16 protein-coding genes and 2 tRNA genes are annotated in these 17,326 nt (G+C 55.1%); 13 read left to right on the top strand and 5 right to left on the bottom strand.

Going from position 1 to position 17,326, the window contains the following annotated elements:
* The first annotated feature begins 62 nt into the window (after window positions 1–62).
* The 13 genes from tpiA (at window position 63) to ACFFLD_RS18660 (ending at window position 12,541) form a co-directional block, all read left to right on the top strand.
* Window positions 63–812, top strand: coding sequence for a triose-phosphate isomerase (gene tpiA, locus ACFFLD_RS18720; RefSeq protein WP_386043033.1), 750 nt, complete (start codon window positions 63–65; stop codon window positions 810–812).
* 4 nt (window positions 813–816) lie between these two features.
* On the top strand, window positions 817–1,176 hold the full coding sequence (secG, locus tag ACFFLD_RS18715) for a preprotein translocase subunit SecG (RefSeq protein WP_386043032.1): 360 nt from the start codon (window positions 817–819) through the stop codon (window positions 1,174–1,176).
* Between the two features lie 44 nt (window positions 1,177–1,220).
* Window positions 1,221–1,307, top strand: a tRNA-Leu gene (locus tag ACFFLD_RS18710).
* A 143-nt stretch (window positions 1,308–1,450) separates the two neighbouring features.
* Window positions 1,451–1,527 (top strand) — tRNA-Met (locus tag ACFFLD_RS18705).
* Between the two features lie 379 nt (window positions 1,528–1,906).
* Window positions 1,907–2,368 (top strand): ribosome maturation factor RimP, encoded by a 462-nt coding sequence (gene rimP / locus ACFFLD_RS18700; RefSeq protein ID WP_133731588.1) that lies wholly within the window; start codon window positions 1,907–1,909, stop codon window positions 2,366–2,368.
* Between the two features lie 72 nt (window positions 2,369–2,440).
* Window positions 2,441–3,955 carry a transcription termination factor NusA gene (gene nusA / locus ACFFLD_RS18695; RefSeq protein ID WP_386043031.1) on the top strand — a complete coding sequence of 505 codons (1,515 nt, stop codon included), beginning with the start codon at window positions 2,441–2,443 and terminating at the stop codon, window positions 3,953–3,955.
* 27 nt (window positions 3,956–3,982) lie between these two features.
* On the top strand, window positions 3,983–6,565 hold the full coding sequence (infB, locus tag ACFFLD_RS18690; protein WP_386043030.1) for a translation initiation factor IF-2: 2,583 nt from the start codon (window positions 3,983–3,985) through the stop codon (window positions 6,563–6,565).
* An 18-nt stretch (window positions 6,566–6,583) separates the two neighbouring features.
* Window positions 6,584–6,994 carry a 30S ribosome-binding factor RbfA gene (gene rbfA, locus ACFFLD_RS18685; protein WP_386043029.1) on the top strand — a complete coding sequence of 137 codons (411 nt, stop codon included), beginning with the start codon at window positions 6,584–6,586 and terminating at the stop codon, window positions 6,992–6,994.
* Complete coding sequence (gene truB, locus ACFFLD_RS18680) at window positions 6,994–7,914, top strand: tRNA pseudouridine(55) synthase TruB (RefSeq protein ID WP_386043028.1); 921 nt, start codon at window positions 6,994–6,996, stop codon at window positions 7,912–7,914. Before rbfA ends, truB begins: the two co-directional genes overlap by 1 nt.
* A gap of 108 nt (window positions 7,915–8,022) precedes the next feature.
* Window positions 8,023–8,292 carry a 30S ribosomal protein S15 gene (rpsO, locus tag ACFFLD_RS18675; RefSeq protein WP_007111823.1) on the top strand — a complete coding sequence of 90 codons (270 nt, stop codon included), beginning with the start codon at window positions 8,023–8,025 and terminating at the stop codon, window positions 8,290–8,292.
* Between the two features lie 162 nt (window positions 8,293–8,454).
* Complete coding sequence (gene pnp / locus ACFFLD_RS18670) at window positions 8,455–10,623, top strand: polyribonucleotide nucleotidyltransferase (RefSeq protein WP_386043027.1); 2,169 nt, start codon at window positions 8,455–8,457, stop codon at window positions 10,621–10,623.
* 111 nt (window positions 10,624–10,734) lie between these two features.
* On the top strand, window positions 10,735–11,904 hold the full coding sequence (locus tag ACFFLD_RS18665; protein ID WP_386043026.1) for an MFS transporter: 1,170 nt from the start codon (window positions 10,735–10,737) through the stop codon (window positions 11,902–11,904).
* A gap of 55 nt (window positions 11,905–11,959) precedes the next feature.
* Window positions 11,960–12,541, top strand: a complete 582-nt coding sequence (locus ACFFLD_RS18660; RefSeq protein ID WP_386043025.1) for an RBBP9/YdeN family alpha/beta hydrolase — start codon at window positions 11,960–11,962, stop codon at window positions 12,539–12,541.
* Window positions 12,542–12,683: 142 nt separating this feature from the next.
* On the opposite strand, the gene ACFFLD_RS18655 is transcribed toward ACFFLD_RS18660, so the two are convergent.
* The 5 genes from ACFFLD_RS18655 to panB all read right to left on the bottom strand — a co-directional run bounded on the left by ACFFLD_RS18655 (window position 12,684) and on the right by panB (window position 17,282).
* Window positions 12,684–13,862, bottom strand: coding sequence for an acetyl-CoA C-acetyltransferase (locus tag ACFFLD_RS18655; RefSeq protein ID WP_386043024.1), 1,179 nt, complete (start codon window positions 13,860–13,862; stop codon window positions 12,684–12,686).
* A 205-nt stretch (window positions 13,863–14,067) separates the two neighbouring features.
* Window positions 14,068–14,988 (bottom strand): bile acid:sodium symporter family protein, encoded by a 921-nt coding sequence (locus ACFFLD_RS18650; protein WP_386043023.1) that lies wholly within the window; start codon window positions 14,986–14,988, stop codon window positions 14,068–14,070.
* A 174-nt stretch (window positions 14,989–15,162) separates the two neighbouring features.
* Window positions 15,163–15,543, bottom strand: coding sequence for an aspartate 1-decarboxylase (gene panD, locus ACFFLD_RS18645; protein ID WP_386043022.1), 381 nt, complete (start codon window positions 15,541–15,543; stop codon window positions 15,163–15,165).
* A gap of 28 nt (window positions 15,544–15,571) precedes the next feature.
* On the bottom strand, window positions 15,572–16,444 hold the full coding sequence (panC, locus tag ACFFLD_RS18640) for a pantoate--beta-alanine ligase (RefSeq protein ID WP_386043021.1): 873 nt from the start codon (window positions 16,442–16,444) through the stop codon (window positions 15,572–15,574).
* A 46-nt stretch (window positions 16,445–16,490) separates the two neighbouring features.
* The gene (gene panB / locus ACFFLD_RS18635) at window positions 16,491–17,282 is read right to left on the bottom strand and encodes a 3-methyl-2-oxobutanoate hydroxymethyltransferase (protein ID WP_386043020.1); all 792 of its coding nucleotides are present in this window, start codon (window positions 17,280–17,282) and stop codon (window positions 16,491–16,493) included.
* Window positions 17,283–17,326 lie beyond the last annotated feature (44 nt).

Here is a 17,326-nt window from a genome sequence, read left to right as displayed (position 1 = left end):
GTGGTTGTCTTGACAAGGCCGCTCCTATACCATTTCGCTCCACCTTGTAGTGAGGATAGTCGATGCGTACGCCTTTAATCGCTGGCAACTGGAAAATGAATGGCTCTGTGTCGTTGATCAATGACTTCGGCCAAGCCTTCTCTGCTGCCGAAACGCGAATGAACGTGGATGTGGTAGTTATTCCGCCTTTCCCCTATTTGGATGCGGCGCGCCATGCGTTTGAAGGAACCGTGTTGTCGCTTGGGGCGCAAACGCTAAACCCCATCCATTCTGGTGCTCACACCGGTGAAGTTAGTGGCCGCATGCTTAAAGAGTTTGCGGTTTCCCACGTATTGGTGGGTCACTCGGAGCGTCGTCAGCTCTATAAAGAGAACGATGAGCAGGTGCTTGAGCGATTGTTGGCCGCGCTTAGTGTGGAGATTACGCCCATCCTCTGCGTCGGCGAGTCATTGGAAGAGCGTGATGCAGGCCGCACAATGGAGGTGGTGCTGCGTCAGGTGGGTTATGTCATGTCTCGCCTTGATCCAGAGCAGCGTCAGCAAGTGGTCATCGCTTACGAGCCGGTATGGGCGATTGGCACGGGCCGTACGGCCTCACCTGAGCAAGCCCAGGAGGTAATGGCTGGGATCCGCGCCTACCAGGCAGGTTTTGATAAGGAATTAGCAGGGCAGCTGCGGTTACTTTACGGCGGCAGTATGAATGCAAACAATGCGGCTGAGCTGCTTGCTCAGCCGGATATCGACGGCGGTCTAGTGGGCGGCGCCTCACTAAAGATCGATGATTTTTATGCCATTTGTCAGTCAGCAGGATAACGCCATGCAAGTTACGATTCTTATGATTCATGTGGTGATTTCGATCGCCCTCGTGGTACTCATTCTGCTTCAGCAGGGTAAAGGTGCCGAAGCCGGTGCGGCTTTTGGTGGCGGCGCTTCGCAGACAGTGTTTGGCTCGCGAGGCAGTGGTAGCTTTTTGTCACGCACAACGGCTATTTTAGCTGCGGGCTTCTTCGCCACTTCCATGACGCTAGCATACTTCGCCACTCAAGCCGGTCAGGCGCCAGAAGCAGGTATTCCCGATTCGCGTTTAATCGAGCAGCAGCAAAGCGTACCGACGCTTGACGACAGGCCTGCAGGTGTGGATAATACCGCGCCAGTGCTAGAGGAAAGCAGCGACTAAGTAGTTGATGAATGGGTCGCCGTTGTTTTTTAGCCTCCCCTGATGCCGAAGTGGTGGAATTGGTAGACACGCTATCTTGAGGGGGTAGTGACCGTATGGTCGTGCGGGTTCAAGTCCCGCCTTCGGCACCATCTGTTTTGCTGGCTCGCCAGCTTTCCAGAATGTCTTGGTTGTTGTCAGACTGTTACATTGCACAGCGACAAAGAAGACAGCATTACGTAAGTAGTTCTTGACGTAAGTAGCTTAAGTGTCTATTATCGTCGACCTAGATTGATGCGGGGTGGAGCAGTCTGGTAGCTCGTCGGGCTCATAACCCGAAGGTCATCGGTTCAAATCCGGTCCCCGCTACCATTTTCTAGCAGCATGTAACTCACTAATTTACCTTGTTTCGATTATTGAAGCTTGCTAAAGAAAGTGTTTTGAGCAGAACCTGTTTTGATAGGTGGAGCTTAAGTGATGTTGCTTAGAAGGGTGCTTGAAATAGTGCTCAGTTGGTACTTAAGGTTTCTTTTAAAAAGCCCCTTCCAGTGAAGGGGCTTTTTGTTAGCAGCTTTTGGTTAGCAAGGGCGTATGGCTAACGCTCGCTTTTCGCTAACACGAATAATCTTAATAGCGGATGCCTCCGGATCACCGGAGGCACATTTCCGAGTAACGCCAATCAGCCACCTAGCTAGCTTTTCTTATAACTCCTGGCCAGGTGCCTGATGCAACGGCTATAGGAGCTTTGTCTGTGGCCACTAAACACGCTGCGCTTCATGCATTGATAGAACCTGTTGTTGCCGCCATGGGCTTTGAACTATGGGGTATCGACCATCTTTCCCAGGGCAAAAATTCGCGACTGGTAATCTATATCGAGCGCGAAAGTGGCGTCAGCGTGGAAGACTGCGCAGATATTAGCCGCCAAGTCAGTGCTGTTATGGATGTGGAAGATCCCATTGCTGGTGAGTACCGGCTGGAAGTTTCCTCGCCAGGCATGGCACGCCCCTTGTATTCCCTGGATCAGTTTGCCCGCTTTCAAGGTCATCACGTCGCGCTCAAGCTGCGCACGGCTTTTGATGGTCGGCGTAAGTATCAAGGGCTTTTGGTAGGTGTTGAGGGGGATGAGGTATTGCTACAACTGGATGGCGAAGAGTATTGCTTTCCAATTGAAAGTATTGATTCTGCTCACATTGTACCGCAGTTCGACGATTGACCAGGTAGCGGCGCTGCCGGCAGGCTGCCGGGGTAATGCATATAAGGATAGGTTTTCTGGCGAGGCATACGCATGAGTAAAGAAATTTTAATGGTCGTTGACGCGATCTCCAACGAGAAGGGCGTCCCGCGTGATGTCATTTTCGAAGCGGTAGAGGCTGCTCTCGCGAGCGCGTCACGCAAGCGTTTTGAAAGAGAAGAAGCGAATGTGCGCGTGCACATTGACCGCCGCACCGGGGAATACGAAACCTTCCGCATCTGGACTGTGGTGGAAGACGATGAATTCGAAACGCCCGATTACGAAATTAAGCAGAGCATTGCCGAGCAGCGCGACCCGCCGTTAAAGCTTGGCGATGTGGTTGAAAAAAGCATCGAAAATGCAGCGTTTGGTCGTATTGCTGCGCAAACTGCCAAACAGGTTATCGTGCAGAAAGTACGTGAAGCCGAGCGGGCGGAAGTCGTGCGTCAATATGCTGACCGTGAAGGTGAGCTGGTGGCAGGCATTGTTAAAAAGACCACTCGCGACGGTTTGATCATTGATTTGGGTGAAAACGCCGAGGCGTTTTTGCCACGCAACGAAATGATTCATGGCGAGCGTTACCGTATGAACGAGCGGGTACGCGCGCTATTGGTCAAAGTGGACCCCGATGCTCGCGGTGCCCAGCTACAGCTCTCGCGCACATGCCCCGAGCTGATTATTGAACTGTTCAAAATCGAAGTGCCTGAAATTGCCGAACAGTTGATCGAGATTAAGGGCGCCGCTCGCGACCCCGGTTCACGCGCTAAAATTGCCGTAAAAACCAACGATCGCCGCATCGACCCGGTAGGGGCGTGTGTCGGCATGCGTGGTTCACGCGTTCAAGCCGTCTCTTCCGAGCTGCAAAACGAACGCGTCGATATCGTCCTGTGGGATGATAACCCCGCTCAATTGGTCATTAACGCCATGGCGCCTGCTGACGTAGGGTCTATTCTGGTTGACGAAGATGCCCATGCGATGGATGTCGCTGTCGCGCAGGATAATCTGGCTCAGGCCATCGGTCGTAGTGGTCAGAATGTCCGCTTGGCGTCTGAACTCACCGGCTGGCGTATTAATGTCATGACCGAAGAGGAAGCAGAGTCTAAGCGCGATCAAGAGATTGATAGCTTGGTGGATTCTTTCGTCCAACACCTCGGTGTGGATGAAGATATCGCCCGCCTGTTGGTAGAAGAGGGGTTCACCACCCTGGAAGAAGTCGCCTACGTGCCGCTGGAGGAAATGCTCGAGATCGAAGAGTTCGATGAAGATTTGGTCGAGGAGCTACGGGCACGTGCCAAAGACGAGCTGCTAACGATGGCAATTGCCTCGGAAGAAGCGCTAGACGGTGCCCAGCCAGCAAACGATTTGCTGGAGATGGATGGCATGGAGCGCCACTTGGCCTTCATTTTGGCCAGTCGCGGCATTGTTACCATGGAAGATCTCGCCGAGCAGTCTGTCGACGATCTGGTCGATATCGAGGAGTTGGACGAAGCGCGCGCAGCGGCACTGATCATGACTGCCCGTGCGCCCTGGTTTGAAGTCGATGACGCATCGGATTCGAACACACAGTAAACAGGTCACGGGCTGAGGAGGGTCAATATGTCAGATATGACAGTTAAAGATTTCGCAGTAAAGGTGGGCCGTGATGTGCCTCGCCTACTAGAGCAAATGAAAGAAGCGGGTTTAAAGCACGCTTCTGAAAGCGATGCAGTGTCTGAAGAAGATAAGCAGAAGCTGCTGAGTTTCCTTAAGAAGAGCCACGGCGGTAGCGAGGCGGGCGACGCGGGTAAAAACCGCATCACGCTGACACGCAAAACCCGTAGCCGTATTAATACTGGCGAGCGCGGTAAAACCATCGAAGTGCAGGTACGTAAGAAAAAAACGTACGTTAAAAGTGCTGAAGATGAGAAGCCAAAAGCGCCAGAACCCAGCTATACGGGCCCACGTCAGTTAGTTGGCGATATGGCCGAAGCCGAAGCTGAGCGTAAGGTCAGCGACGCACGTGAAGCTGAAGAAAAAGCCGCGGCGCAGAAAGCCAAGGCAGCCGCCAAAGCAGCAGAAGAAGCTGCAAGCAAGCAAGAAGCGGCGAGTAAGCAAGCGGCCGAAGCCAAGCCGAAAGCTGAAAAAGCACCGGCTGCGGCTGACATCGAAGTGCCTGATCTGAACATCGATGACACGCCTTCGGGTGACGATATGCCGCCAGCGCCGCCGAAAGAAGGCCGTACTGACCGTCGTACCGCACCGCCGAAGAAAACCGCGGCGAAGAATAAAGGCCGTCGTGACGATGAAGATCGTGGCGATCGTGAAGAGCGCAAGCGCGGCGGTGGTGGTAAGAAGGTCAAGCGGGCCGAGCAGCGCCGCGGTGGTCGTCGTGGTGGCAGTCAAGCCGGCAACGGCAAGCATGCGTTCCAGAAGCCGACTCAGCCGATCGTGCGTGAAGTCTCGATCCCTGAATCGATCAGCGTGGCAGAGTTGGCCGACAAAATGTCGATCAAAGCCAACGAAGTTATCAAGGCCATGTTTAACATGGGCGCGGCGGTCACCATCAACCAAACCATCGATCAGGATACTGCTGCGATCGTGGTAGAAGAGATGGGCCATACGCCGAAGCTGGTGAAGGACGATGCGCTGGAAACGGAAATGCTCGAAGGCATCTCCTACGAAGGCGAAGAGATTACCCGTTCACCGGTAGTCACGGTGATGGGTCACGTTGACCACGGTAAAACCTCGCTGCTGGATTACATTCGTAAAGCGAAAGTGGCGACCGGCGAAGCTGGCGGTATTACCCAGCATATCGGTGCCTACCACGTGGAAGATAACCACGGTGGCGTCACCTTCCTGGATACCCCAGGCCACGCTGCGTTTACCGCCATGCGTGCCCGCGGTGCCAAGGCAACGGACGTGGTCATTCTCGTTGTCGCAGCGGATGACGGCGTGATGCCGCAAACCATCGAAGCGATTGAGCACTCCAAAGCCGCTGAAGTACCCATGGTGGTGGCGGTGAACAAGATCGATAAGCAGGGCATCGATCTGGATCGCATCAAAAACGAGCTTTCCCAGCACGGCGTTATCTCTGAAGAGTGGGGCGGCGACACGCAGTTTGTCCACGTTTCTGCCAAGACTGGTGAAGGTATGGAAGAGCTGCTGGAAGCAATTCAGCTGGCCTCCGAAGTACTTGAGCTTAAAGCGGTTCCTTCTGCGCCGGGTAAAGGTGTAGTGGTGGAATCACGTCTGGATAAAGGGCGTGGTCCTGTGGCTACCGTGTTGGTTCAGAACGGTACGCTGAAAAAGGGCGATATCGTCCTGGCAGGCCTGCACTACGGTCGCGTGCGTGCGCTAACCAATGAACTTGCCCAGCAAGTTGATGCGGTTGGTCCGGCCATGCCGGTCGAGATTCAAGGCTTGGGCGGTACGCCGGACGCCGGTGATGACTTCATGGTCGTCGCCGACGAGAAGAAAGCCCGTGAAGTGGCTAACTTCCGCCAAGGCAAATACCGTGAAGTACGCCTGGCGCGTCAGCAGAAGGCCAAGCTGGAGAACATGTTCAGCCAGATGGGCCAAGACGAAGTGGCCAAGGTCAACATCGTCCTCAAGGCCGACGTTCAAGGTTCTCTGGAAGCCATCAAGGGCGCCCTGGAAGAACTCTCCACCGATGAAGTCGAAGTAGCTGTGGTTTCCTCGGGCGTGGGTGGTATTACCGGTACCGATGCCAACCTGGCGCTGGCTTCTGAAGCCATCGTGGTCGGCTTTAACGTCCGTGCCGACGCCGCTGCCCGCGAGATCATCGAGCGTGAAGGCTTGGATCTACGCTACTACAGCGTCATCTACCAGCTGATCGACGAGGTCAAGCAGGCGATGAGCGGTATGCTCGCACCGGAGTGGAAAGAAGAAATCGTTGGTGTGGCCGAAGTACGCGACGTCTTCCGTGCACCGAAGATTGGTGCTGTGGCTGGCTGTATGGTCGTGGAAGGTTCCGTGTTCCGTAATAAGCGGATCCGTGTTCTGCGCGACAACGTGGTTATCTACGAAGGCGAACTTGAGTCGCTACGCCGCTTCAAAGACGATGTACAGGAAGTGCGTAACGGCATGGAGTGTGGCATCGGCGTGAAGAACTACAACGATGTTCAAGTCGGTGACAAGATCGAAGTCTTCGACCAAGTGAAGGTCGAGCGTAGCCTGTAAGGCCGCGAGGAGACAAACATGCGCGAATTTAAGCGTACCGACCGGGTGGCTGACCAGCTCCAAAAGGAGCTGGCGGTCCTGATCCAGCGAGAAGTAAAAGACCCGCGGTTAGGCATGGTCACGGTCAGTGGCGTTACCGTCAGCCGTGACCTTGGCTACTCCGATGTCTACGTTACCTTGTTGGGTGAGCAAGAGCCCGAGCGCATCAAAGAGAACCTGCAGGTGCTTAAGCGCGCCGCTGGTTTTCTAAGAAGTCAGATAGCGAAGCGCATTAAGCTACGCCATGTGCCAGAGCTACGCTTTCATTTCGATGAGAGCGTGGTGCGTGGTCAGCATCTCTCTTCACTGATTGATGAAGCGGTCACCACGGATCGTGCTCGTTACCAAGATGACGAGGATGACGCTGAAACGAGTGAGGAAACTCGCTAGTGGCACGTCAACGCCGTGGTCTGCCGGTAAATGGTGTGTTGTTGCTGGATAAACCCAAAGGGCTATCCAGCAATCACGCCTTACAGCGAGTTCGCCGCTTGTTCCAGGCTCAAAAAGCCGGGCACACCGGCACGCTGGACCCGATGGCAACCGGTCTATTGCCGATTTGCTTAGGGGAAGCCACCAAGTTTTCATCACACTTGCTGGAAGCCGATAAAGTGTATCGAACCCGGGTAGAGCTGGGGGTGATCACCGATACCGGCGATGCCGAAGGCACCATCATTGAGCAGCATGAGGTTCCCAGCCTAAGCGTCGATGACGTGGAGGCGGTGCTCACTCGTTTTCGCGGTGAGATCGACCAAGTGCCCCCGATGTATTCAGCCTTAAAGCACCAGGGTAAGAAGCTCTATGAGTTGGCCCGTGAAGGCAAGCAGGTAGAGCGTGCAGCACGGCGGGTAAGCGTGTATGATGCGCGCCTGCTGGCGTTTGACGGCAGCGCTTTTGAGCTGGAGGTAAGCTGCAGTAAAGGCACTTACATTCGCACCTTAGCCGAAGATATTGGTCAGGCGCTTGGCTGTGGCGCGCACATCAGTCAGCTAAGAAGGCTCAAAACTGGGCCGTTTTTAGCCGATGCAATGTGGACGCTGGAAGCGTTGGAAGCACTGGCCGACCAAGTGGCACTAGAAGCTGAGCTAATGCCGGTGGATGTGCTGGTGGAGCATTTGCCGTTGTTGACGGTAGATGACACCGCACACTCACGTTTGGCCCATGGCCAACCTGCTGCTCTCGATACCGGCGTGTTAGCGTCGGACGACGTAGCTCGACTTTACCACGCCGAGACCTTTATTGGTCTTGGCGTAGTGAAAGGCGCCCAGGAAGTGGCGCCCAAGCGACTGTTAAGTACGGTCGCTATCTCGTAAGAACAGTTGCAAGGAGGCAGCCGTTTACGTGAAAATAGCAGCTTGAGACTGCAAATATGCGTGGTCTCACCCATTCATTTTTAGGCATATTGCTTACTGGAGAGACAGATGGCTTTAACCGCTGAGAAGAAGGCCGAGATCGTTACTGAATACGGCCGCGGCGATAACGATACAGGTTCCCCTGAAGTGCAGGTTGCTCTACTGAGCGCCAACATCAATGGCCTGCAGGATCACTTCAAGACCAACAAGCAGGATCACCACTCGCGTCGTGGTCTGATCCGTATGGTTAACCAGCGTCGTAAGTTGCTGGACTACCTGAAGCGTAAAGATTTCGAACGCTATCAGTCACTGATTCAGCGTTTAGGTCTACGCCGCTAAGCTCCACGGCAACGATCAGAAACGGGCAGCTCCTTGGGAGCTGCCCGTTTTTTTTGTGTTTCTCCCTCCCTGGTGAGGGAACTGGTAGCCCTATCGCGCTCCAGCGCCTAGAATGGTAACCAGTCAAAACGACCTAAACGAATAGACAAGTAGATATTGATAATGCTGAAGGAAGTCGCTGTGAATCCGGTAAAGAAAACGTTCCAGTACGGTCGTAGCACCGTCACGCTCGAAACCGGGCGTATTGCCCGTCAGGCCACTGGCGCAGTCATGGTCACCATGGATGATACAGTGGTGTTATGTACTGTGGTCGCTCGTAAAGAAGCGAACCCAAGCCAACCTTTTTTCCCGCTCTCGGTACACTACCAAGAGAAAACCTATGCGGTGGGCAAGATTCCTGGCGGCTTCTTTAAGCGTGAAGGGCGCCCCACCGAGAAAGAGACGCTGACCTCGCGGCTGATTGACCGCCCGATTCGTCCGCTCTTTCCTAAAGGCTTCATGAACGAAGTACAGGTGGTATGTACCGTACTCTCCACGGATCGTAACCACGACCCGGATATCGCCGCACTGCTAGGCACTTCAGCCGCATTAGGCATCTCTGGCGTACCGTTTAGCGGACCGATCGGCGCCGCCCGCGTTGGTTTTAACGAAGAGCAGGGCTACTTCCTCAACCCGACGGTTGAAGAACTTGCCAGCTCTGAGCTGGACATGGTCGTTGCCGGTACTGAAAAAGCCGTGCTGATGGTTGAGTCCGAAGCGAAAGAGCTGCTTGAAGATGAAATGCTGGGTGCTGTGCTGTTCGGCCACGAAGAAATGCAGGTGGCGATCAGCGCGATTAATGAATTGGTCGCTGAAGCTGGCAAGCCGCGTTGGGAATGGCAGGCTGCGGAAGAAAACGTGGCGCTGAAATCCGCCATGGCCGAGGCTTTTGAAGCGAAGGTGGGCGATGCCTATCGCATCACCGATAAAATGCAGCGTCAAGATGCGCTGAGCGAACTGAAAGACCAGGCGATTGAACAACTGGCAGCCGTTGAAGGCGAAGCCGTTAATGACAAGTTCGGTCGCGATGAAGTAAAAAGTGCCTTCGCTGGTTTGGAAAAACGCGTCGTGCGCTCACGTGTCGTAAAAGGTGAGCCACGTATAGATGGTCGTGATAACCAGACCGTGCGTCCCTTGGCCATCGAAGTCGGCGTGTTGCCGAAAGCTCACGGGTCGGCCGTTTTCACACGTGGTGAGACTCAGGCGATTGCGGTGGCGACGCTGGGTACCCTGCGTGATTCTCAGCTTATCGAATCGCTGGAAGGCGAGCGTAAAGATCGCTTTATGCTGCACTACAACTTCCCTCCCTACTCGGTGGGCGAAGCGGGCTTTATGGGCGGCCCTAAGCGTCGTGAAATTGGCCATGGCCGCTTGGCACGTCGTGGCGTACAGGCGATGCTGCCAGCCGAAGATGCGTTCCCCTACACCATTCGAGTGGTGTCTGAAATTACCGAGTCTAACGGTTCAAGCTCGATGGCCTCTGTCTGTGGCTCTTCGCTGGCCCTGATGGACGCCGGTGTGCCGTTGAAAGCACCGGTCGCCGGTATCGCCATGGGGCTGGTGAAAGACGAAGACGGCTTTGCAGTATTGACCGATATCCTCGGTGACGAAGATCATCTTGGTGATATGGACTTTAAAGTCGCCGGTTCTGAAGAGGGCGTGACCGCCCTGCAGATGGACATCAAGATCGAAGGCATCAACGAAGAGATTATGGAGCTCGCGCTGCAGCAAGCCCTGACCGCACGCCTGAGTATCCTTGAGCAGATGAATATCGTGATCAGCCAGAGCCGCAGCGATGTCTCCGACAACGCGCCCTCTATGGCGACGATCAAAATCGATCCTGACAAAATCCGCGACGTAATTGGCAAGGGCGGCGCTACGATCCGTAAAATTTGCGAAGACACCGGCGCGTCTATCGATCTGGACGATGACGGTACCGTTCGCATCTACGCTGAAGACAAAGCCGCCGCGAAGCGTGCTATCGACACCGTACTGGCGATTACCGCGGAAGCGGAAATTGGCAAGCTGTATAACGGTAAAGTCGTGCGCATCGCTGACTTTGGCGCTTTCGTTAACATCATGCCGGGTACCGATGGCTTGGTGCATATCTCGCAAATCGTCGCCGAGCGGGTCAATAACGTTCGTGACTTCTTGAATGAAGGCGATGACGTGGTTGTGAAAGTGCTCGATATCGACAACCGCAACCGCGTGAAGCTGTCGATGAAAGAGATCACGGAAGAAGAAAAAGCTGCGTTTGCCGCACAAGAAACGGAAGCCGACGCAACGATTTAATCAGCACCATCTAAATCGCTCGTCAGGTTTCAGATACCGCCCTCGTAGCTTCTGGTTACGGGGGCGGTGTTGTTTGTTAGTACCTCGTCTTGAGTCTAGGAGTGAATAATTATGCAGCAGCCACAGGCATCGCGCTGGTGGGCGGTCGTCGCCGTGATGATAGGGATTTTTTTATTGGTGACCGCCGAGCAACTGCCGATTGGGCTGCTCTCTCAGGTCGCCGATTCGATGAGTGTTACCCCTGGCGTCGCGGGTTTAATGGTCACTGTACCTGGCGTGGTGGCTGCCTTTTCAGCCCCGCTATTACCTGTTGCCGTAGGTCGCCTGGACCGACGCATCATGCTCACTTTGTTGATGGTCGTGATGGTGGCAGGGAGCGTGTTCTCGGCACTGGCGAGCAGCTTTACCCTGCTGCTCGCCGCCCGTGTGTTGGTGGGGCTTAGCATAGGCGGTTTTTGGGCAGTGGCGGGTAGTATTGCTCCGCGCCTGGTGCCTGAAGCTCAGGTGCCGAAAGCGATGACGATGATTTTTGGCGGCGTGGCGGCGGCGTCGGTGTTGGGGGTGCCATTGGGCACGTTGCTGGGGGATTTCAGCAACTGGCGCATCGCCTTTGGCGCGCTAGGAGGTTTTAGCCTGTTAACCGCCATTGCGTTATGGCGTTGGCTGCCGCCTCTTCCGCCACGCGAGCCCGTGCGTCTACGGGTACTGATGCAACAGTTCAGCAATCGTGGGGTGCGCGTGGCGGTATTAACCACCGCCTTTGTGGTGGTGGGTCACTTCGCCGCTTACACCTTTATCAGCCCCATTTTGCAAGATATCAGCGGTATTTCTCAGCGTCATGTAGGCAGCCTGTTACTGCTTTACGGGGCGGCGGGCATTCTGGGCAACATCGCTGCCGGTATGTTTGCAGGACGGCACCCTTACCGCGCGGTATTGGCGATTCCTAGTTTGCTCCTGATAGTGGTTGCTGCGTTCCCGTTGTTGGGAGTTCAGCCAAGCAGTGGCGTGATGCTGCTCATGCTATGGGGCGCCGTGTTTGGCAGCGTATCGGTCAGTATTCAAACCTGGATATTGCGCACCGCCCCCAATACCGAAGCCGCCACGGCCTTAATGGCCTTTACCTTTAATATGTCGATTGGCTTGGGTGCCATGGTCGGCGGTCGAGTGGTGGATGCGACCAGCCTGCCCATTACCATGTGGGCGGCATCGGCGCTATTTTTATTAGGCGCTTTGTTGGTGGCGCGAACCCCCTCAAGCATCGTGGGAGAAAAGCGTCGCTAAGCTAGCGGTAAACTGAGCGTGCCCCTGTGTGATAAACCCTCTATGGAGCCTTGTTATGAGCAGTGATCAAATGGCTACTCGCCTACTGTTTCTTCCCGGCCTCGGCAGTTCTGATGCTGAGCACTGGCAGACATTATGGGGGCAGCAACTCCCGACTAGCTACCGCTTCAAGCCTGGCTCCTGGGATGCCCCGGAGTTGAGCGATTGGATCCAGGCATTGGACAGCGCTATTGATGAAACTGAGGGACCTGTGTTGCTCGTTGCTCACAGCTTGTCATGCCTATTAGTAGCGCATTGGGCGCACGCGAATGATATCGACGGTAAGAAAACCCGCCGATTGGCTCAAGTACGCGGCGCATTTCTGGTGGCCGCACCCGATCCTGCCTCAAGTGCTTGCCCGCCAGAAATCAGTAGCTTTCGTCATATCCCCACGCAACCGCTGCCCTTTCCGGCGCTGGTGATTACCAGTAGTAACGACCCATATGCGACGAGTGCGTTTGCGCATAATTTGGCAGACGAATGGCAAGCGGGCTTTGTTAACGTGGGCGACTGCGGCCATATTAATGCCGCTAGCCAGTTGGGGGAGTGGCCTCAGGGCTGGGCTTTATTGGAGGCTTTTCGCGCTGGCACGCGCTAGACAAGCGTTTGAGCACAAGCAAACGCGTGCGAAGCAGGCAGCAGTAGCGGTATCTGAGAAGGGGAAGCAGGCGAACAATAAAGCCCTCGCCAACATGAGCGAGGGCTTTCCTGAACCGCTGACTAATCAGGAGTGTTTAGGTTTAGGGACGCTCGATAGCCAGTGCGACCCCTTGGCCGCCACCGATACACAGTGTGGCGAGGCCTTTCTTGGCATCGCGAGCCATCATTTCATGCAGTAGTGATACCAGTACGCGACAGCCTGAGGCGCCAATCGGGTGGCCAAGGGCAATGGCACCACCGTTAACGTTCACCTTGCTGACATCCCAGCCCAGCTCTTTATTAACGGAAAGAGCCTGTGCGGCAAAGGCTTCGTTGGCTTCTGCCAGATCCAGGTCGTCCAGGCTCCAGCCAGCTTTTTCCAGGCAGCGGCGTGTGGCGGGCGCAGGTCCAATCCCCATAATAGCCGGATCGACGGCGGCATTGGCGTAAGCGGCAATGCGCGCTAACGGCTCAAGGCCGAGTTCTTTAGCTTTGTCTGCAGAGCAGATCATGACCACGGCTGCACCGTCGTTCAATGATGAGGCGTTACCCGCGGTAACGGTGCCATCTTTCTTGAACGCAGGTTTCATACCGGCAAGTTTTTCAGCTGTGATTTCGCGCGGATTCTCATCGGTATCAAACACGATGGGATCACCGCGGCGCTGGGGAATCTCGACCGGCACGATCTGGCTTTTGAACTTACCCTCTTTGATTGCCTGGGCCGCATTATGCTGCGACTGGGCGGAAAACTCGTCCATCTGCTCGCGGGTGATCCCATACTTTTCCGCTAGGTTCTCAGCCGTGATGCCCATGTGGTAGTCGTTGAACGCATCCCACAGGCCATCATGCACCATGGTGTCGATTGCCTTCCAATCGCCCATTCGCTGGCCGTTTCTGGAATGAGGCAGCACGTGCGGCGACGCCGACATGTTTTCCTGGCCGCCAGCCAGAATCAGATCAGCATCGCCACAGCGGATCGCTTGTGTTGCCAGGTGTACGGCTTTGAGTCCAGAACCGCACACTTTGTTGATGGTCATGGCAGGTACCGAATCCGGTAGACCCGCTTTGATAGAGGCTTGGCGCGCTGGATTTTGGCCAACACCCGCCGTCAATACCTGGCCAAGCAGCACTTCGTCTACTTGATCGGGGGCAACACCGGTTGATGCGAGGATATCCTTAATGACTAAAGCGCCAAGGTCGCTTGCGGGGATACCCGCAAGCGAACCACCAAAGGCACCAACAGCGGTGCGGCGCGCCGCTACAATGACTACTTCTTTCATAAGATGACTCCTGGCGTTAAAAACAGACAAGCTAATGACCTGCTGTTCGGTTGGCGTACTGTCTTAGCCGTACTTTCTTAGCCGTACTCTTTTACTTGGTTGTCTCTTCAGCATAGGGGAAGGGGAGGCATGGCGGCAATACGCTTTTATAAGCAAATAAAAACGCTTGTCTGGATAGGCCGTGCCGCGGGAAGGGCCACGGAGGTTAGCCTCGTGCGAGGATCTTGGCCGCTATAGGGGACGTGATCATTTGGATCACTGCAAAAAAAGCGGCAGGAATGGCTATCTCTGACGGTAACCCCGAGGCGGCCACAAACGCAGCGGCAATGCTGAATTCCTTTTTACTCACGGTAAAGAGGTAGGTGATCACTTCTTTGCGATCAGTGGTGAAAAGCCGTGAGGTCATGGCTACCAGATAGCCAATCAGATTAAGGCATAAGGCCGCGCCAGCAATGACAAACGCGTACCCACCATAGCCCATGATGGTGGCTGCGTTCGGGCCTACCACCGCCAGCAGTATCAGTAGATATATGATTGACCCAAGCCCCGCATAAGCCGAGTCATGGCGGGCAAAAAACTTAGGGAATTTTGTCCGTAAGCTTACGCCCAGGACGGTAGGGACGAGAATAACTACCGTTAATTCAAAGATAATCGAGCCTATAGGCACTTCTAGCGGTATCCCCGTTAGCCATAAAAACAGAAAAGGCACAATGAACGGAGATAGCGCCGTGTTAATGGCGTTGAAAACGGCGGCCAGGGCGACATTGCCCCGGGCCATCAGTACCAGCAGAGGAGAGGAAACATCCGTTGGCAGGGTGCCAAGTAAGGTTTGGCCAGCCGCCAGTGGACCACTTCCAAAAAACAGGCGGCCCGTCAGCCACCCGGCAATCGACATGGGTCCATAAACCAACCCCAGGGCCAACAATTGCCTTGATGGTTTGCGCAGTACCAGCCGTACGTCATGCACGTCGAAGGTCACACTGATAATAAGCATCAGTAGCGCAAGTAATGGCCCGATGAGGGGTTCAAGGAATTTTCCAGCGTCGGGGATAGCTAGGCCCAACCCGGCGACAACAATGACAAACCAGACCAGATGGGATTCAACAAAAGAGATTAATCGGCTCATGTGGGTACGTTCGAATGATCGGTTAATGGGGACGCCCTTCGCACTTCAACCCAGTCATCTGCTTTAGCACCGCAAAAACCGACTACCCGCAAAACGCTAGGCAAATAAAGCAAGAGCCAAATAAAAACGGGCCAGCGTTGGGCCCGTTAAAAGAATAAATTAGCTGTGTGAAGGTTACGCTAACTGCACCGGAATAGCATGGCTGGTATGGCTGACATGGTTACCTTCCTGCAGGTATACCAGCGCGGGTTGGTGGTGATCCAGCTCGGCTTCTGAATAGTGGGCGTAGCTGCAGATGATGATCCGGTGGCCAGGCGACGCCAGGTGGGCGGCGGCCCCGTTGATTGAAATCAGGCGTGAACCTTCTTCGCCACGAATAGCATAAGTAGTAAAGCGCTCGCCGTTCTCTACGTTGTAAATCTGGATCTGCTCGTTTTCACGAATGCCCGCCATATCCAGCAAATCACCGTCGATAGCACAGGAGCCTTCGTAATTAAGTACCGCGTGGGTGACGCGAGCCATATGTAGCTTGGCTTTGAGCATAATAGTATGCATTTGATTTCCTTTATAACCAGGTAGTCGTTTAATGACCGGCGGTGGCGGCATCCCCGGACGGTAGCTGCACGCTGAGGTTGTCGATTAACCGCGCGGGGCCTAGCTTGGCGGCCGCCAGCAGCACCGCCTGGCGTGTCGTTTTATTCACTGGGCCTAGCGAAGCATCGCGCAGTTCCAGGTAGTCAGGCACAAAGCCCGCATCATACAGCGCGTTTTTGCCTTGCTGTAGTGTGCTTTCGATGGAGTCGCCACGCTCTAATGCATCGCGCAGCGTACACAGCGTACCAAACAGCAATGGCGCGGTTGAGCGCTCTTCTGCGCTCAAATAGCCATTACGTGATGACAGCGCCAGGCCATCATCTGCTCGTACGATAGGGACGCCAATAATCTCGATTGGCATATGCAGGTCGGCCACCAGCTTACGAATAACCGCAAGCTGCTGATAATCTTTCTCGCCAAAGCAGGCCACGTCTGGCTGGACCAGGTTAAACAGCATGCTGACCACGGTGGAAACACCGTCGAAGTGGCCGGGGCGCGAACCGCCACACAGCCCCTCACCGGCGACGGGCACGTGAACGCGAGTGTGAGTCTCCAACCCATCGGGGTAGAGCGAGCTTGCGGCCGGAGCAAACAGTACATCACAGCCAGCTTCGGTTAGTTGTGTCTGGTCAGCGCTAAACGTGCGTGGGTAGCCGTCTAGATCCTCGCCGGGGCCGAACTGCATGGGGTTCACAAACAGGCTTGCTACCACAATATCCGCGTGCTGACGTGCGCAGGCCACCAGTGCTAGATGGCCTGCGTGCAGATTGCCCATGGTGGGGACCAGCGCAATCCGCTGGCCGCGTTGGCGGTATTCTTGCAGCGTGCTGCGTAATTGATCAATATCTCGCAAAGTGCGCATAGTCGTTTAATGTCATCAACAAAGAGGAGCGGTGCCAAGCGCTGATTCAAAAACAGTGCTGCTGGGCCGGGAAGGTGCGGTTCTTGACGGCATCGTGGTAGTGCTGGAAAGCGCTTTGAATACTGTCAGCGTCCTCCATGAAGTTTTTCACGAAGCGCGGTGTACGACCGTGGGTAACGCCGAGTACATCGTGCATGACCAGAATCTGACCATCGGTATCGGGGCCAGCGCCAATACCGATTACCGGTACTTCCAGTGCCTCGGAGACGGCTTTGCCGAGGCTGGCAGGCACGCACTCAAGCAGGATGACCGAGGCGCCTGCGTCAACGAGGATGCTGGCATCATTAATGATACGCTCCGCCTGGGCCTCGTCGCGTCCTTGCACCTTGTAGCCGCCGAGCTGATGCACGGTTTGCGGCGTTAACCCCAAGTGGGCACACACCGGCACACCCCGGCGAGTCAGTTCGCGGATGCCATCGGCCATCCATGCTTCGCCCTCCAGCTTGACCATTTCTGCGCCTGCACGCATCACCGTGCCGGCATCTTGCAGCAGACCTTCGGTCGTGGCGTTGCTCATGAAGGGCAGGTCGACCATTAATAGGCTATGGCCCTTGCCGCGGGCTGCACAGCGCGTATGGTAAGCGATGTCTTCGATGGTAACGGGTAAAGTGCTGTTATGACCTTGTAGCACCATGCCGAGCGAATCACCGACCAGCAGTACATCGATACCTGCCTGACTCGCCGCATGAGCAAAGGAGGCGTCGTAAGCGGTCAGGCAACTGAACGTTTCGCCTGCCTGTTTATAGGCCTGTAGCGTGCTCAGGGTGACGGTTTTCATGGCGTGTTCTCGTTATTACGTGAGGTCGATGCGACATAGGCAGC

Source organism: Vreelandella sulfidaeris (assembly GCF_042429665.1).
Taxonomy (GTDB): Bacteria; Pseudomonadota; Gammaproteobacteria; order Pseudomonadales; family Halomonadaceae; genus Vreelandella.
Note: the sequence above shows the minus strand (reverse complement) of the source record. Positions and strands in the feature narration are given on the sequence as shown.

Coding starts and splice junctions, on each gene's coding strand:
- ACFFLD_RS18660 (WP_386043025.1), top strand. CDS start 11,960: ATGAGCAGTGATCAAATGGCTACTCGCCTACTGTTTCTTCCCGGCCTC.
- ACFFLD_RS18665 (WP_386043026.1), top strand. CDS start 10,735: ATGCAGCAGCCACAGGCATCGCGCTGGTGGGCGGTCGTCGCCGTGATG.
- rbfA (WP_386043029.1), top strand. CDS start 6,584: ATGCGCGAATTTAAGCGTACCGACCGGGTGGCTGACCAGCTCCAAAAG.
- pnp (WP_386043027.1), top strand. CDS start 8,455: ATGCTGAAGGAAGTCGCTGTGAATCCGGTAAAGAAAACGTTCCAGTAC.
- rpsO (WP_007111823.1), top strand. CDS start 8,023: ATGGCTTTAACCGCTGAGAAGAAGGCCGAGATCGTTACTGAATACGGC.
- panD (WP_386043022.1), bottom strand. CDS start 15,543: ATGCATACTATTATGCTCAAAGCCAAGCTACATATGGCTCGCGTCACC.
- ACFFLD_RS18655 (WP_386043024.1), bottom strand. CDS start 13,862: ATGAAAGAAGTAGTCATTGTAGCGGCGCGCCGCACCGCTGTTGGTGCC.
- panC (WP_386043021.1), bottom strand. CDS start 16,444: ATGCGCACTTTGCGAGATATTGATCAATTACGCAGCACGCTGCAAGAA.
- nusA (WP_386043031.1), top strand. CDS start 2,441: ATGAGTAAAGAAATTTTAATGGTCGTTGACGCGATCTCCAACGAGAAG.
- panB (WP_386043020.1), bottom strand. CDS start 17,282: ATGAAAACCGTCACCCTGAGCACGCTACAGGCCTATAAACAGGCAGGC.
- secG (WP_386043032.1), top strand. CDS start 817: ATGCAAGTTACGATTCTTATGATTCATGTGGTGATTTCGATCGCCCTC.
- tpiA (WP_386043033.1), top strand. CDS start 63: ATGCGTACGCCTTTAATCGCTGGCAACTGGAAAATGAATGGCTCTGTG.
- ACFFLD_RS18650 (WP_386043023.1), bottom strand. CDS start 14,988: ATGAGCCGATTAATCTCTTTTGTTGAATCCCATCTGGTCTGGTTTGTC.
- infB (WP_386043030.1), top strand. CDS start 3,983: ATGTCAGATATGACAGTTAAAGATTTCGCAGTAAAGGTGGGCCGTGAT.